At 71.7% G+C, this 15,651-nt stretch carries 11 protein-coding genes; 6 read left to right on the forward strand and 5 right to left on the reverse strand.

The genetic code is table 11. The annotated features are described in order from the left end of the window. Positions 1–148: 148 nt before the first annotated feature. Complete coding sequence (locus OG828_RS04105; protein ID WP_328500122.1) at positions 149–3,244, reverse strand: glycoside hydrolase family 2 TIM barrel-domain containing protein; 3,096 nt, start codon at positions 3,242–3,244, stop codon at positions 149–151. A gap of 255 nt (positions 3,245–3,499) precedes the next feature. Here OG828_RS04105 and OG828_RS04110 point away from each other — a divergent pair, with 255 nt between their 5' ends. Further along, the gene (locus OG828_RS04110; protein WP_328500123.1) at positions 3,500–5,872 is read left to right on the forward strand and encodes a SpoIIE family protein phosphatase; all 2,373 of its coding nucleotides are present in this window, start codon (positions 3,500–3,502) and stop codon (positions 5,870–5,872) included. A gap of 97 nt (positions 5,873–5,969) precedes the next feature. Here the strand turns inward: OG828_RS04110 and OG828_RS04115 are convergent, their stop codons facing one another. After that, positions 5,970–6,521, reverse strand: a complete 552-nt coding sequence (locus OG828_RS04115; protein WP_328500124.1) for an RNA polymerase sigma factor — start codon at positions 6,519–6,521, stop codon at positions 5,970–5,972. An 82-nt stretch (positions 6,522–6,603) separates the two neighbouring features. Here OG828_RS04115 and OG828_RS04120 point away from each other — a divergent pair, with 82 nt between their 5' ends. Together OG828_RS04120 and OG828_RS04125 are read left to right on the forward strand one after the other, a co-directional pair. Next, positions 6,604–7,971, forward strand: a complete 1,368-nt coding sequence (locus OG828_RS04120) for a serine/threonine-protein kinase (RefSeq protein ID WP_328500125.1) — start codon at positions 6,604–6,606, stop codon at positions 7,969–7,971. 110 nt (positions 7,972–8,081) lie between these two features. Continuing rightward, positions 8,082–8,786 carry a DUF4232 domain-containing protein gene (locus OG828_RS04125; RefSeq protein WP_328500126.1) on the forward strand — a complete coding sequence of 235 codons (705 nt, stop codon included), beginning with the start codon at positions 8,082–8,084 and terminating at the stop codon, positions 8,784–8,786. Between the two features lie 16 nt (positions 8,787–8,802). Here the strand turns inward: OG828_RS04125 and OG828_RS04130 are convergent, their stop codons facing one another. Together OG828_RS04130 and OG828_RS04135 are read right to left on the reverse strand one after the other, a co-directional pair. After that, positions 8,803–10,650: a ricin-type beta-trefoil lectin domain protein gene (locus OG828_RS04130; protein ID WP_328500127.1), complete on the reverse strand. Its 1,848-nt coding sequence runs from the start codon at positions 10,648–10,650 to the stop codon at positions 8,803–8,805. Positions 10,651–10,891: 241 nt separating this feature from the next. Beyond that, complete coding sequence (locus OG828_RS04135; protein ID WP_328500128.1) at positions 10,892–11,800, reverse strand: helix-turn-helix domain-containing protein; 909 nt, start codon at positions 11,798–11,800, stop codon at positions 10,892–10,894. Between the two features lie 69 nt (positions 11,801–11,869). Here OG828_RS04135 and OG828_RS04140 point away from each other — a divergent pair, with 69 nt between their 5' ends. Further along, entirely contained in the window at positions 11,870–12,688 is an 819-nt protein-coding gene (locus OG828_RS04140; protein WP_328500129.1) for a phytanoyl-CoA dioxygenase family protein, read from the forward strand. Between the two features lie 66 nt (positions 12,689–12,754). Here the strand turns inward: OG828_RS04140 and OG828_RS04145 are convergent, their stop codons facing one another. Continuing rightward, positions 12,755–13,723, reverse strand: a complete 969-nt coding sequence (locus OG828_RS04145; RefSeq protein WP_328500130.1) for an aldo/keto reductase — start codon at positions 13,721–13,723, stop codon at positions 12,755–12,757. A 216-nt stretch (positions 13,724–13,939) separates the two neighbouring features. Between OG828_RS04145 and OG828_RS04150 the strand changes: the two genes are divergently transcribed. After that, positions 13,940–14,689: an endo alpha-1,4 polygalactosaminidase gene (locus tag OG828_RS04150; RefSeq protein WP_328504796.1), complete on the forward strand. Its 750-nt coding sequence runs from the start codon at positions 13,940–13,942 to the stop codon at positions 14,687–14,689. Between the two features lie 122 nt (positions 14,690–14,811). After that, positions 14,812–15,651 carry a hypothetical protein gene (locus OG828_RS04155; RefSeq protein WP_328500131.1) on the forward strand — a complete coding sequence of 280 codons (840 nt, stop codon included), beginning with the start codon at positions 14,812–14,814 and terminating at the stop codon, positions 15,649–15,651.

Genomic DNA, 15,651 nt, shown 5'->3' on the forward strand with positions numbered 1-15,651 from the left:
GGCTCCTCGGGAGAGGTACGGGTGACGCTACCGGCGTGGGAGCGCTCCCAGATGCGGGCGCGAACCATGCTTGTGGGAGAGTTGACGGCACGTCAACGGTCCGGACGGGACTGGTTGGACACCGTCCCGCCCGGATCACGTGGGCCGATCAGCCGGCCGGAGCCTCCAGCCTGCTGATCCGTATCGCCCCTCGGGCCTCGCCCGGATGACCACTCGTCATGGTGAGCCGCAGCCGGGAGCCCCGTACGGCGTCGAAAGTGATCACGGTCGGCTCGCCCGAGGCGCCGGCCCAGTCGACGCCCGCCCCGTCGACCGGCTCGTACCGGCGGCCGTCCCACACCGCGACCTCGACCGACGCGGGCAGCGAGTGCGTCGAGTCCACGGTGAACCAGACCTCCACCCGCTCCAGGGTCCGGGACCGCCCCCAGTCGACGGAGACCCAGTCCTCCTCGCGGGCCCCGTCGAAGGCGGGCAGCAGGGGCGTGGCGGCCTTGAAGAAGGCGTTGGACCAGCCGGTGGCCGGGTCGCCGTCGAGCATCGCCGCGGGCAGGGAGTCCGGGCGGCCGGAGTAACTGGCGTCCGCGTAGGGGTAGTTCGGGGGCGCCGGGTGGTCGGGCTTGAATGGCGCCGCAGGAGTGGTCGCCGCCGACCGGGCGGGAGTGGTGCGCACCGACGCCGTGCCCGTGCGCAGACCTTGCGCCCGCGCCGTCACCTTCAGCGTGCCTGCCTTCGTGCCGGACCGGACGATCGCGAGCGCCTTGCCGTGGAAGGCGGTCCGGGTACTGGCCTGATAGCGCTCGGCACTCTCCTGCCGACCGTTGTCGAGCCCGGCGAGGGAGCCGCCGGTCACGTCGAAGGCGATCAGATGCTCGGCGTCGGGCACGACCACCCCGCGGGCGTCCACGACCTCCGCGGTGAGGAAGACCAGCGAACGGCCATCGGCGGCAAGGGACTTGCGGTCCGGGGTGAGCCGTACGGCATACGGCTTTCCGGCCGTGCGCAGCACATCCGTGGCGACCACCTTGCCGTCGCTGCGGGCCACCGCCTTCAACTCGCCGGGTGCGTACGGCACTTTCCAGGTCAGATGGAGCTTGCCCGCGCTGCCGTTCGGGCTGGTGTAACTGCCGGGGTAGGGGCCGTCGGTGAAGGTCTTGTCGTCGCCGGTGGCCTCGGTGGTCTCCAGGTAGGCGCGGCCGTCGACGGTCTTCTTCGTGTCGAAGCGCCGTACGCCCTGGGACGTGCCGTTGAGGAACAGCTCGACGGTGTCGACGTTGGCGTACGCCCAGACCTCCACGACATCCCCCGGTGCGTGGTTCCAGGTCATGGGCAGCAGATGCACCATCGGCTGGCTGATCCACTGGCTCTGGAACAGGTAGTACATGTCCTTCGGGAAGCCCGCCGTGTCGACCGCGCCGAAGAAGGACGCCTTCACCGGGAAGACGTCGTACGGCGTGGGCTCCCCGATGTAGTCGATGCCCGACCACAGGAACTGGCCCGTGAACCACTTCCGGTCCCGGTCCTTCTTGTGGCCGTACTCGCCGCTCATCGTCCAGGAGGCGAGGTTGTTGTCGTAGGAGGAGGTCGCCCGCCTGCCGGGGGTGTAGTTCTCGCCGGTGTTGAGGCGCTCGGGCTCCTGGTAGGTGCCGCGGGTGGAGGTCTCGGACGAGGACTCCGACTCGAACAGGAACAAGTGGGGGTAGGCGGCGTGGAGTTGGTCGACGGACTTGGCGGTGTTGTAGTTCAGCCCGAGTCCGTCGAGCTTGGCCAGCATCAGGTCGGCGGCCGAACCCTTCGCCGGGAGGCGGCGGTATTTGTCGGAGCCGATGACGAGGGGGCGGGTGTCGTCGGCGGCCTTGATGGCGGCGATGATGCGGTCCGCCATGGCGAGTCCGGCGGTGGTCGTGGAGTCGGGGACCTCGTTGCCGATGGACCACATGATGACGGCGGGCGAGTTGCGGGCGGCGCAGACCATTTCGGTGGTGTCCTTCTCGCACCACTCGTCGAAGAACCGGCCGTAGTCGTAGCGGTTCTTGCCGGTGCGCCAGCAGTCGAAGTTCTCCACCAGCATCACCACGCCCAGTTCCTCGCAGACCTGGATGACCTCCGGCGCGGGCGGGTTGTGCGAGGTGCGCAGGGCGTTGACGCCCATCGACTTCATGATCACCATCTGTCTGCGCACCGCGTCCTCGCTGACCGCCGCGCCGAGCGCGCCCAGGTCGTGGTGCAGGTCGACGCCCTTGAGCTTGGCGGGGACTCCGTTGAGCCGGAAGCCGTCGTCCGGGTCGATGCGGAGGGTGCGGATGCCGAAGGGGGTGCGGTAGGTGTCGACCGCCTTGCCGTCGATGCGGAGTTCGGTGTGGAGGGTGTAGCGGTGCGGGTCCGTGAAGTCCCACAACCTGGGTCTGCCGACGGCGAGTTCGTGGGTCTGCGTCGTCCGGTCGCCGACGGTGACGGTGGTGGACGTCCGGGCGGCCGTACGGCCGTCGGCGTCGACGACCCGCGATCTCACCTCGACTTCCTGGACGTCGCCCGACTCGTTCACCACGGACGTCCGCACTCGTACGACGGCCCGCTCCTCGGTGATCTCCGGCGTGGTGACGTAGGTGCCCCAGCGCTCCACGTGCACCGGCTCGGTGACCACCAGCCGGGCCTCGCGGTAGATGCCGCTGCCCGAGTACCAGCGGCTGCTGGGGAGTTGGTTCTGCACCTTGACCGCGAGGACGTTCTCGGTGGTGCCGTCGGTGTGCAGGAGGTCCGTGAGGTCGAGGGCGAAGCCGGTGTAGCCGTAGGGGTGGCGGCCGGCTTCCTTGCCGTTGCAGTAGATGTACGAGTCCATGTACACGCCGTCGAACTCCACCGAGATCCGGCGGCCGGCGAAGGCGGGCGGCAGGGTGAAGGCGAGGCGGTACCAGCCGAGGCCGCCGGGGAGGAAGCCGGTGCCGCTGGTCGTGCCGTGCTCGGTGGTCGGGGTCTGCTCGATGCTCCAGTCATGGGGGACGGCGACCTCGCGCCAGTCCGAGTCGTCGTATGCGGGCGCGGCGGCGTCGGCGTAGGCGCCGGTCGGGTCGGTGATGCCGCCCGGGTTGACCAGCGCGAAGCGCCAGCCGTCGCGCAGGGCGACGGTGCGGCGGCCGGATGCGCCCGCGACCGCCTCGGCGGCCCCCGCCGCCGGGGTGGCCAGGAGCACCCCGGCGGCGGGTGCGGTCGTAGAGGCGATCAAAACCGATCTGCGAGTGACCGTCATGGCGGCTCTCCCTCATCAGGGCCCAGAAGTACTCACAACTGATCGTGAACAAACAGATTCTGACGGTGACCCACATGAGGCCGTCAAGGGGCGGGTGAGGTGCTTCTGTCCCAGGGGTCACATCGGCCGGATCTCTCTCTTGACCCAGGGTGCCGGACTACTCATGGTTCCCGTTCACGCGGGACCGCGACGCACTAGGCTGGAACTGAAGTGACCCATCTGTTCACTGTGCGTACGCGCGATGGAGCGACGACGATGAGCCCGGTGTACCCGTTCGACGAGGCCGCCACGGCCCGGGCTGTCCTCGACGGCGACGGCACGGTGACCGAGTGGAGCGAGGGGGCCCGGCGACTGCTGGGCTGGACGGCCGAGGAGGTCGTGGGGCGCCCCGCCGCCGAGCTGATCCAGGGCCCGCCGCCCGCCGCCCGATCGCCCCGCTGGAACGGAACGGTCACTTTGCGCCACCGCGACGGCCATACAGTCACCGTATGGCTGCTCGTCCACCACCGGCAGCCGAAGAACGGCGGCACCGGCGACTGGCTGGCGGTCACCCCGCTGGAGGGCGACCGGCCGCCGCAGCCCGACGATCCGCTGGAACAGGCCGGCCTCACCCAGTCGCCCTGTGCCGTCGCGATCTACGACGAGCGGCTCCGGCTGCACCGGATCAACGACGCCATGGCCGAGGTGATCGGACTGCCCGAGGAACGGATCCGCGGACTGCGCGTGCCCGAGCTCAGCGGCCGGCTGGACGGCGAGAGGATCGAACAGCAGCTGCACCGGGTCCTCACCACCGGCCGGGGCAACGACGTACGCGCTTACGTGCCGATCGGCGTGCACGGCCGGGTCAACGCCTGGCTGGCCCGGATGGCACCGATCACCGACGCCACGGGACGGGCGCGCGGGGTGTGTGTCGCCGCGCACGACTTCACCGAGCAGTACGAGTCCCGCGAGCGGCTCCAGCTGGTCAACGAGGCGAGCGTCCGCATCGGCACCACCCTGGACATCACCCGCACGGCACAGGAGCTCGCGGACGTGTGCGTGCCCGCGCTCGCCGACTTCGTCAGCGTCGACCTCCTGGACCCGCCCGAGCCCACGGGCGAGCCTGCCACGGGGCCGGTGACCGCGCCGGTCACGCTGCGTCGGGCGGCCCACCAGTCGATCAATCCCGGCAGCCCCGAAGCCGTCATGAAGCCGGGCCAGCTGGACGTGTACCCGGCCACCTCTCCCCAGGCCGACTCTTTGCTGGCCGGCCGCACGATCGTCGCGGCGGTGCCCTCCGGTGACCTCACCCAGTGGCTGACCTGGGACAAGGCCCGTATGGAGCGGGTCAGGGAGTACGGCATCCACTCCACGATGGGCGTGCCGATCCGGGCCCGCGGCGCGACCCTCGGCGTCGCCGTCCTCACCCGCTTCCGCCGCCCGGACCCTTTCACGCCGGACGACGAGCTGCTGGCCGAGGAGATCACGGCCCGCGCCGCGGTCTGCATCGACAACGCCCGCCGCTACTCCCGCGAGCGCGAGACGGCCATCGCCCTGCAGCGCAGCCTGCTCCCCCAGTCACTGCCGCGGACGGCGGCACTGGACGCGGCCTCGCGCTACCTTCCGGCGGCGCGGGCCGGGGTGGGCGGCGACTGGTTCGACGTGATCCCGCTGTCCGGGATGCGGGTCGCGATGGTCGTCGGGGACGTCGTCGGCCGCGGCATCCAGGCCTCGGCCACCATGGGCCGGCTGCGCACCGCCGTGCGCACGCTCGCCGACATCGACCTGGCCCCGGACGAGCTGCTCACCCACCTCGACGACATGGTCGTACGGCTGTCGGCGGAGGCGGGCGGCGACAGCAGCACCGCCGCGGTCGGCGCCACCTGCCTGTACGCCGTCTACGACCCGGTGTCCCGGCGCTGCACGCTGGCCCGCGCCGGGCATCCGCCGCCCGTGATGCAGCCGCCCGGCGGCCGGCCCCGGCAGATCGACCTGCCGGCGGGGCCGCCCCTGGGCCTGGGCGGGCTGCCGTTCGAGTCGGCCGAGATCGAACTGCCCGAGGGCACGGTGCTCACGCTCTACACCGACGGGCTGATCCAGTCCCGCGAACGTGACGTCGACGCCGGGCACGCGCTGCTCTGCGATGCCCTCGCCGCCCCCTCCGGCTCCCTGGACGAGACCTGCGACCGCATCCTGCACACCCTGCTCCCCACGGGCGGCGCCTCCGACGACGTGGCCCTGCTGCTCGCCCGTACCCAGGGGCTGCCCGCCTCCCGCGTCGCGACCTGGGACATCCCGGCCGACCCGGCGCTGGTCGCCCCGATCCGCAAGCAGGTCGTCGGGCAGCTCGACCTCTGGGGGCTGCCGGACGCCTCGTTCACGGCGGAGCTGGTGGTGAGCGAGCTGGTCACCAACGCCATCCGGTACGGCACCCACCCCATCAGGCTGCGGCTCATCCATGACACGGCCACGCTGATCTGCGAGGTGTCCGACACCAGCCATACGGCTCCGCATCTGCGACGCGCCAAGACCTGGGACGAGGGCGGGCGCGGGCTGCTGCTGGTTGCCCAGCTCACGCAGCGGTGGGGGAGCCGGCACACGGGGGACGGCAAGACGATCTGGGCGGAGATCGGGCCGCTCGACACGTGAGCGCTCCGCTGGGGATGCCGCGATGGGTCGTTGGTCGGCTGCGGCGCCTTCGTGGCTGGTCGCGCAGTTCCCCGCGCCCCTTTGGGGCGCTGCAGCCTCAGGGTGTTTCGGACAGCCAGGGGCGTACCTGCTTGCGGGCCTCGTGCAGGCGGGACTTCAGGGTGCCCAGGGGGACGCCGGCGCGTTCGGCGGCCTCGGTGTAGTTCAGCTGGCAGATGTCGCGGTAGACCAACGGCGCTACCAGGTGCGGGTGTTCGCGCTCCAGGCGGTCCAGCGCCTCCAGCAGGTCGACGCGGGACCCGGCGATGACACTCGTCGTTCGCGGGTCGACGTACTGCGCGTCGTCGATCGGGGCGGGCTGTTCGGCGGCCCGTCGCTTGAGCTCGCGGTACTTCTGGCGGGCGCAGTTGGCGACGACGGTGTAGAGCCAGGTGCTGAAGCGGCTGCGGCCCTGGAACCCGGTGATCTTCCGGGCGATCTGGAGCAGCACGTCCTGCGCGGCCTCCTCGGCGTCCTCCCGGTTGGGCAGGAACCGCCCGCAGCGCCGGACGACTTCGGGCCGGATCGCGTGCAGCAGCTCGTCCAGGGCGGCACCGTCGCCCGCGGCCGCGCGCCGGGCCAGGTCCTCGGTGAGCGCGGCGTCGGACACGGGGGCTCCCCTCGGTTTCGCGGTCGACAGATCCTCGGCACGGGTCCCTCGGTGCGGAGCTGAGGCCAGGCATGATAGTCGTATGCACTCCGTCGAGCGGATCGGGCGCTACCGCCCCGAACGCCGCCTGGGCACCGGGGCGTTCGGCACCGTCTGGCTCGCCCACGACGACGAGCTCGACGCCCTCGTGGCCGTCAAGGTGCTCGCCGACAACTGGGCGCACCGGCTGGACGTCCGCGAGCGCTTCCTGTCCGAGGCGCGGATGCTGCGCCGGGCCGGCTCCGACCGGGTCGTCCAGGTCTACGACATCGGCGAACTGCCCGACGGCAGGCCGTACTTCGTGATGGAGTACGCCGACGGCGGCACCCTCGCCGACCTGCTCACCGAGGGCCCGCTCCCCGTGCCGGAGGCGCTGCGCCTGACGGCGTCGGCCGCTCGGGGCGCCGCGGCGCTGCACCAGGCCGGGATCGTGCACCGGGACATCAAGCCGTCCAACGTGCTGTTGCGCACCTCCCCCGGCGGCGCCGCCCGGGTGCTGCTGGCCGACCTCGGGCTGGCCAAGAGCCTGGCGGAGGCGTCCGGTCTCACCCTCGCGGCGGGCTCGGCGGGATACCGGCCGCCCGAGCAGGCCGGGCCCGGCGCGGGCATCGACGAGCGGGCCGACGTGTACAGCCTGGGTGCGGTCGGCTACCACCTCGTCACCGGCGCCGTGCCCGGCGAGCCCGGACACGTCGTACCGCCCGGGCGGCTGCGCCCCGGCCTCGACCCCGGCGTCCAGCGGGCCCTGCTGCGCGCACTGGAACCGGACCGCGGGCGCCGCTGGCCCACGGCCCAGGCCTTCGCCGAGGAGATCGAGCGGCTGGCGTCCCCGGCGCCACGCGCCCGGCGGCCCCGCAGGGCCATCGCGCTGACCGCCTCCGCGCTGCTGTTGCTCACGGCCGTCGGTGTGACCGTGGCGCTGGTGACCCGTGAGTCCCCGGCCCCCGGCGTCCGTGTCGAGGACTCCAGCGGCCGGGTGACGGCCGAAGTGCCCGGCGCATGGGGCCGGCAGGTACGCGACTCGGGGTGGGATCCCGCGTCGATCGGCCTGCCTCCGGGCCGCGAGCCGGGGTTCGCCGTCGCGGACGACCTGGCGAAGTGGCAGGACCTGACGTCGGACGTGAACGGCGTGTTCGTCGGCCTGAGTGAGCACGGCGACGTCACCGGGCGGGTGAACGCCCTCACCCACGCCGGCTGCCACTACGACGGCGGCCGTTCCTACACCGGAGAGCTATGGCACGGCCGGGTCCGCACCTGGACCGACTGCCCGGGCGGCGGAGGGTCGATCACGGAGGCCGGGCTCACTCCGGCAGGCGGCGACGCGCGGCCTCAGGTGTATGTGCAGATCCGCCAGAACAGCGATCCCTCCCAGTCGGAGCGCATCCTGGACTCGGTAGGAGCGAAGGGATGAAAGGCGCGAACTTTTCCCGCTCCGCGCGCATCGGACACGAGTGACGGGGCACAAGGCGCCGTACGCACGCGTCACGACGGGTGCGGGACATCTCAGGAGCGTTGAGAACCATGGCGAACACGCACCGGTCCGTACGCCGGGCGACCCTGCTGGCGAGCGCTGTCGCCGTGCTGGGACTGCTGACCGGGTGCGGCGACGGCATCGACGGCAGCAACACCGCGAGCACTCCGGAAACGCTGCCCGGCACGGCGGGTCCCGCGACCGGCACCAGCACCCCCGCTTCGGCCTCCCCCACGACCACCCGGCCGAGCGTCACGCCTGAAACACCTGAAACCCCGGAAACACCCGGGACGCCCACCTCGTCCGCCCCCGCCGAGCAGACCCGGCCCGCCACGAGCACCCGCTGCCACACCTCCGAGCTGCGTGCGTCCGTCGGGCGCGTCAACCCGGGAGCCGGGCAGCGGAACTACCCGATCGTGCTGACCAACACCTCGGCCGGCACCTGCACGGTGCGCGGCTATCCGGGCGCCGCCTTCGTCGACGACTCCGGCAAGCAACTGGGCCCGGACCCGAAGCGCTCCGACGGCTCTCCCGCCACGGTCACGCTGACGCCCGGCAGCAGCGCCTGGGCCGGGCTGTCGTACTCCAGCCCCGAGATCAGCGGGGCCCGTACGGCCACACCCGACGCCCTGCTCGTGACGCCGCCCGACGAGCGGGACCCGCTCAAGGTGGCGTGGACGGCCGGTGAGGTTCCGGTGGGCGGCAACGAGTCCTCGGTGTGGCTGACGGTCCTCAGCCCCGGCACCGGCGCCTGACCCTCCGCCGTGCCGCTCAGCGACGCCAGCCGTCGTACCCGTGGCCGCCGTTCCCATAGCCGTACCCATGTCCGTATCCGTACCAGCCGTACTGGCCGTCCTGGTTGTTCCAGGAGCAGTAGTACCCGTAGCAGGAGGGATACGAGGTCGGCGTCGGCTGTGCGGGCGACGGGGTCGCGGTGGGCGTCGGCTCGGGCGTGGCGGTGGGTGTGGGTGTGGTCGCCTTCGAAGGCGTCGGCACGGCGGGCGGCTTCGGGGCGGCTGCGGCCGCCTCCCAGTTGACGACCTCCATCTGGAGGTCGGTCTTGGCGGTGTCGATCACCCAGCGCTGGGCCGTGCTGTCGTCGCGGTTCTTGAGCACCAGCGCACCGGCCCTGTCGCCGGCGGAGGTCAGGGCGAGGTCCTGGTTCCAGCGGGGGACCAGGCTGCCCTGGAGGGTGAAGTCGTAGCGGACGTTCTTCGTGTCCGGCTGGGACGTCCCGGTGCAGGGGGCGAGCCGGACCGAGTAGCCGAGGTGGGAGTCGAGGCAGAGGTCGGGGTCGGCGACGTTGCGCAGCAGCCCGTCGGTCTCGTACGTCCACTGCTGACCGGCCGCGGCGGAGCACTGGGTGACCTCGGCCTCCGCGCCGTCGACGGCCTTCTTGCCCTCGATGCCGATGCAGAGACCGGAGTCGACGTTGTGCAGCCGGCCGCTCAGGGCGCCGTCCGCCTCCTCGCCCGACCCGACCCAGGAGGGGTTGCCGGGCGTTGTGCCCGTGACGGGTGCGTCGGAGGAGTGGTCGCCGTCGGACGGGGTGGTGTCGTCGCCGGAGCCGAACGCGGACCACAGGACGAGGGGGAGGACGATCAGGCCGCCCACGATCGCGACGGCCATGGTGACGTTGCGGCGGCGTGCGGCGCGGCGGGCGGCCTTGTGGGCCGAGCGGGGGGAGGGCGGGCGATGGGAAGGCATCGGAGGTGCGAACTCCTCGCCTGGAAAAGGCGGTTGTGCCTGGAGCTCCTGCCCGAGGGATATCTCTTCGACCACCTCGGGTACCTGCACCCAGTACTCGCGGTAAGCCCGCGCGCCCCAGCCGAGGACGGCTTCGGCGAGTGCCGTGCCGAGCCCGTCGTTGAAGTGGTCGAGCTGGCCGGCGGTGTGGCGGCAGTGCTTGCAGCCGTCCAGGTGCGTGCGCAGATCGGGGTCGACGTCGACTCCGCCGCGCCGGTAGGTGACGTCGAGCATCCGCTGGAAGCGCCGGCACTCCTGCTCGGGGGCGAGTTCGCGGTGCACCTGGAGGCACTCCTCGCGCAACCGCTCCCGGGCGCGCTGCAGTTCGACGGTTGCGCACTCTTCGTCGAGGCCGAGCAGTGCGGCCGGCGTCCGAAGGGGCTCGCCCTCCACCTCGACGTGCCAGAGCAGGCAGCGGGCTGTTTGGGTCAGCCGCTGGAAGGCCCCGGAGATCAGGCGCCGGTCCGCCGGCGGCAGCAGGCGTGCCGCGACACGGTCGCCGCCCTCGGCCTCGGATCTCAGCTCGGGGTGAAGCTGTTCGCGTCTGCGGTCGCCGTCCCACTCGGCGGCGATCCGGCGCACGGTGACGAGCAGATGGGGCCGCCAGGCGGCCGTCGGCCCGGTCTGCCGCAGGGACTCGCCGAAGAGCCTCGTGAAGGCCGCCGTGGTGAGCATGCCCGCGGCCCGCGGACCGTCGGTGCACAGCCGTGCGTAGGCGAAGGCCGCTTCCCAGTGCCGGTCGAGGAGTTCACCGACGGGGTGCAGCGCGGGCGCCGTTCCCGTCCATTTCCTCAGCTCGGTGCTGAGTTGTTCGTCCGTCACCTCGAACAAGGGCGCGGACGTGGGGGAATTCGGCAGGCCAGCGTCTTTCAAGGCTGCATTTCCTCTCAAGGGCATCCGGCGTAAAGTCCATACCAAGGGGTATGTGGGCTGCATGTTCTGACTGCACGCCGACAGGGCACACCTTTGCACAGCTCAGCGAAGCGGAACAAGTGATCTCATGGTTTTGTGGATTACCTTGTCTTGACGGAGACTTGACAGAATGTCAATCCGGGGTGCTATTGGGATCCATTTCCGGCTGGCGCCGTACCGACATGGAAATAGCGGCCTTCATTCACCCGGCCACGGACCCGCCCCGGTACGCTCCGGGCGGCACCCCGTACCGCTGCCGGAACACCCGATTGAAATGGAACGGGCTCGCGAAGCCCGAAGCCGCGGCCACCCGTTCCACGGTCAGATCGGTGCTCTCCAGCAGCCGCGCGGCATGCCGCAGCCGTGCTTCGCGCAGCGCCCGCATCGGCGACTGCCCGAGCGTCCGCGTGAACAGGTGCGCGAACCGGGAGGGCGACAGCGCGACCTGCTCGGCGAGCGAGCGGACGGTGTGCGGGGCACCCGGGTCGGCGTCGATCAGCTCCTGCGCCCTACGCACCCTCGGGTCCACGCCGGGGCGGGGCGAAGACGTCCGGGCGGTTGCCGCCGTGAGCAGCACGATCTCCTCCAGGGAGCACAGCGCGAGTTCCCGGGCCGCGGTGCCGTGCGCCACGGCCACCCGGTCGTCCTCCGGCCCGGTCGACGGCGGTGTCCCGGTACCCGTCCAGCGGGCGTCGGCGAGCATCCGGCGGAACGCGGCGTCGAGGCGGCCGTGCAGCCCGGCCGGCGTGGGCGTGACGACGTACATCCCGTCCCCGGTGTCGTACGGCCGCAGCCAGGACGGCCACGACGGACGTGCCTGGCAGTGCACCCACCAGAACTCCCAGTGCCCGGCGCCCGGTTCGACCCCATAGCCGTGCCGGACGCCCGGCGCGAGCACGACGAGGTCCCCGGCCGCCGCCCGTGCCCGCGCGCTCCCCTGGCGCAGCTGTCCCCGTCCGCCGGTCGTCCAGGTGAACAGCCAGCTGTCGGCGCCGCGCGGGCGCTGGACGGCGTAGCCCTCGGGCTGGTCGAACCGGCCGACCACCACCAGGCCCGGGGGCGGTGCGGGGACGCCGGGCGCAGCAGTCCCGGGCAATCCGTCAGTGCTCATGGGCATCCTCCTGAAGCACCCTGCGGCCTAGCGTGTCGTACCGAGGACACCCGACCGAGGAGTGGACGCATGACAGCCACGGACATCGGCGCCGCCGGCGCTCCCATCCTGACCGAGGCAGGCCTGAATCGCTTCCGGGAGGACGGCTTCACGGTCGTACGGAAGCTGTTCGGTCACGACGAGATCGACCGGTTGTGCGCGCAGTTCACGGCGCTGCACGCGGCCGGGCCGGTGCCGGGGCACTTCGAGCCGCGTCCGTCCAGCGACCCGCTGCTCACCCACCCGAGAGTGATGCACCCGCATGTGATCAACGACCTGGCGCGGCGCGTGCTGCTGGATGCACGGCTGCGTGAGGTGCTGGAGGTGCTGCTGGGCGAGGAGGTGCTGGCCGCGCAGAGCATGTTCTACTTCAAGCCGCCGGGCGCTCGGGGTCAGGCGCTGCACCAGGACAACTTCTATCTGCGGGTCGAGCCGGGCACCTGCGTGGCCGCGTGGATCGCCTGCGATGTGATCGACCGGGACAACGGCGGGCTGGAGATCGTGCCGGGCACGCACCGGATGGACATCTTCTGTCCCGAGGAGGCGGACGAGGAGCTGTCCTTCGCACGGGAGTACGTGCCGCCGCCGCCCGGTCTGTCGCCCGTGCCCGTCGACATGGAGCCGGGAGACGTCCTGTTCTTCAACGGCAGCCTGGTGCACGGGTCGCAGCCGAATCGCACCGCCGATCGGTTCCGGCGGTCCTTCATCGCCCACTACGTCGGCCGGTCGGCCGAGCGCATCGGGCAGCACTACCGCACGCTGACGATGAGCGGGGAGCGGGTGCGGCTGCCGGAGAGCGAGGGGGCGGGGCCGTGCGGCAACGCATTCGCGGCGCACGGGCCCCATTAGGCCGTCTGTTGGCTGCGGGTTCGTGGGGGCTGATCGCGCAGTTCCCCGCGCCCCTGAAGGGGCGCTTCAGTGGCCGATGATTGGATGCGGATCGTACGGCTGCTCCAGCTCCTCGATCTCCTTGTCGCTGAGCCGGAGTTCGACTGCCGCCGCCGCGTCCTCGATGTGCTGCGGCTTGGCCGCGCCGACGATCGGTGCGGCCACGGTGTCCTGGTGGAGGAGCCAGGCGAGGGCCACCTGGGCGCGCGGGATGCCGCGGTCGTTCGCGATGCGCGTGACCGCCTCGACCACCGTGCGGTCGCTCTCGGGGTAGAGGCGGCTGCCGAAGTTGTCGTTGGCGCTGCGCTCGGTGACCGTGCCCCAGTCGCGGGTGAGCCGGCCGCGGGCGAGGGGGCTCCAGGGCAGTACGCCGACGCCCTGGTCGGCGCAGAGGGGCAGCATCTCGCGCTCCTCCTCGCGGTAGAGGAGGTTGTAGTGGTTCTGCATGGAGACGAACTTGGTCCAGCCGTGCCGCTCCGCCGTGTACTGCATCTTCGAGAACTGCCAGGCGTACATCGAACTCGCCCCGATGTAGCGGACCTTGCCCGCCTTCACCAGGTCGTGCAGCGCCTCCATGGTCTCCTCGACCGGCGTGTGCGCATCGAAGCGGTGGATCTGGTAGAGGTCGACGTAGTCGGTGCCGAGGCGGCTGAGGCTGTGGTCGATCTCCGTCATGATCGCCTTGCGGGAGAGGCCGCCGCCGTTGGGTCCTGGCCGCATCCGGCCGTTGACCTTCGTCGCCAGCACGATCTCGTCGCGCTGGGCGAAGTCCCGCAGCGCCTTGCCGACGATCTCCTCGCTCGTGCCGTCGGAGTAGACGTTCGCGGTGTCGAAGAAGTTGATCCCGGCATCCAGCGCCTGCCGGATCAGCGGGCGTGACGCCTCCTCGTCGAGGGTCCACTCGTGCACGCCGCGGTCCGGCAGGCCGTAGGTCATGCAGCCCAGACAGATCCGCGAGACGTCCAGGCCCGTCGAACCGAGCTTCACGTACTGCATCGTTGCTGCTCCTGCCTTCGGGGGTGGCTGGCTACACAGGGGAGCGTACGTCGTCCGTCCCGCCCGCTCCTCCCCCATCGATCCCCTCCGGACAGCGCGATCCCCGCTTGACGGCCCTGGCCCGCGGGCGATTTGATCACCGACGTGCCGCACAACGGAATGGCTGTCCCCCGCGTCGCAGCTCTCGCCACCGTCGCGGGCCTTCTCTCCCTCGCCATGACGGCCTGTGGGTCCGCCGAAGAGGCCACGTCCTCACGGGTGCGGCTCCCGCCACGCCACGCCGGCTTCGACTACCAGATCGGCGGCCCCTACAAGCCCCCGTCCGGCGTCCGCATCGTCGCCCGCGACCGTACGGCGTCCCCGGCACCCGGCCTGTACAACATCTGCTACGTCAACGCCTTCCAGGCCCAGCCGGACGCCGAGCGGTCGTGGCCCGCCGACCTGCTGCTGCGCGACGCGGACGGCGAGGTGGTCGTCGACGAGGACTGGGACGAGGCGCTGCTCGACATCGGTACCGCGGCCAAGCGCGAGCGGATCGCCGCACGGGTGGGCGAGTGGATCGACGGCTGCGCCGACAAGGGCTTCGACGCCGTCGAGCCGGACAACTACGACAGCTACAGCCGCTCGAACGGCCTGCTCACCGCGGACGACGCGACCGCTTTCATCGCCCTGCTGTCCCGGCACGCCCATGCCCGGCACCTCGCCATCGGCCAGAAGAACACCGTGGAGCTGGCCGGGCAGCGGAAGAAGGCCGGGCTCGATTTCGCGGTCGCGGAGGAGTGCGGTCAGTACGACGAGTGCGGGGTCTACGCCGAGGCCTTCGACGACCGGGTGGTCGACATCGAGTACACCGACAGCGGCCTGCGGAAGGCCGTTTCGGGCTTCGGCGACCGGCTGAGCATCGTGCGCCGGGACGTGATGGTGTCGACTCCGGGCAGCGAGGGCTACGTCCGCCGGACGCGCTGAACACCCGTTGCTGCCTGCAGGTGACCGCCCGGCGTGGGAGCCGTCGGGCGATCCGCGGGGTCCCGCATTCTCGGTGCAGACGACCGGCGTCCGGCCGGTCGGGGCCGTGCGGGAGGCACAGGGTGCGAACACGTCCGACAACGCTGAGGACACTGATCGGGGCCGCGGTGCTGGTGCTCGCCGTGGTCTCGCCGGCCTGGGGGCGGCCGATCCCTGAGCAGGGTCCGGTGGCCGAGCCCCCGGCCACCCTGTGCGCGCCCGCGGGAACCCTGCGCGGAACGGGCGGACAGCAGGCCTCGGTCAGCCTGTGCACGGGCAGCGGCACCCCGATGATGGCGGTCTCGGCGCCCGCGACCTGCCGCCGCTCCGCCTGTCTCACCTCGGGCACCTGGACGGCCCGCCGCGACGGGGCGACGGTGGCGTCCGGGCCGCTTCCCGGTTCGCACGCCTACCCGGGCCCGGGGACCTACGACATCGAGGCCGACGTCCGGGTACGGTCCGCGCCCGCGGATGTGGATCTGCGCGGCACCGTCCGCGCCACGCTCACCCTGACCGCGCCGAAGCCGGAGCCGACGCACAGCGTCCGGGTCGACCGCACCACGCTGCGGTCCGGCTCGGTGACCACGCTGGCGTACACCGTCTCGCGGGACAGCGACCGCGGTGACGGCAGCGCGCGTTTCGGGCTCATCGGGGAGGAGGCGTCCGGGGTGGAGCTGACCACGTCCGACGCCCGCTGCGTCAATCCGCTGGTCGGCCGCCACCCGTCGACGACCCGTCAGTCGCACGCCCTCGACTGCGCGCTCACCGACCTTCAGCCCGGGCGTCCGGCCAAGGTCGTCGTGCGGGTCGCGGTGCCGGACGGGTGCTCCACCGTCGTCTCCAAGCTGGGCTACTGGATGCCGCAGGGGCAGGCCGTGTACACCGGCGGCATGCTCGTGGGGCCGACGGTCGGCTGCCGGTAG

The sequence above is a fragment of the Streptomyces sp. NBC_00457 genome, from assembly GCF_036014015.1.
Lineage (GTDB): Bacteria > Actinomycetota > Actinomycetes > Streptomycetales > Streptomycetaceae > Streptomyces.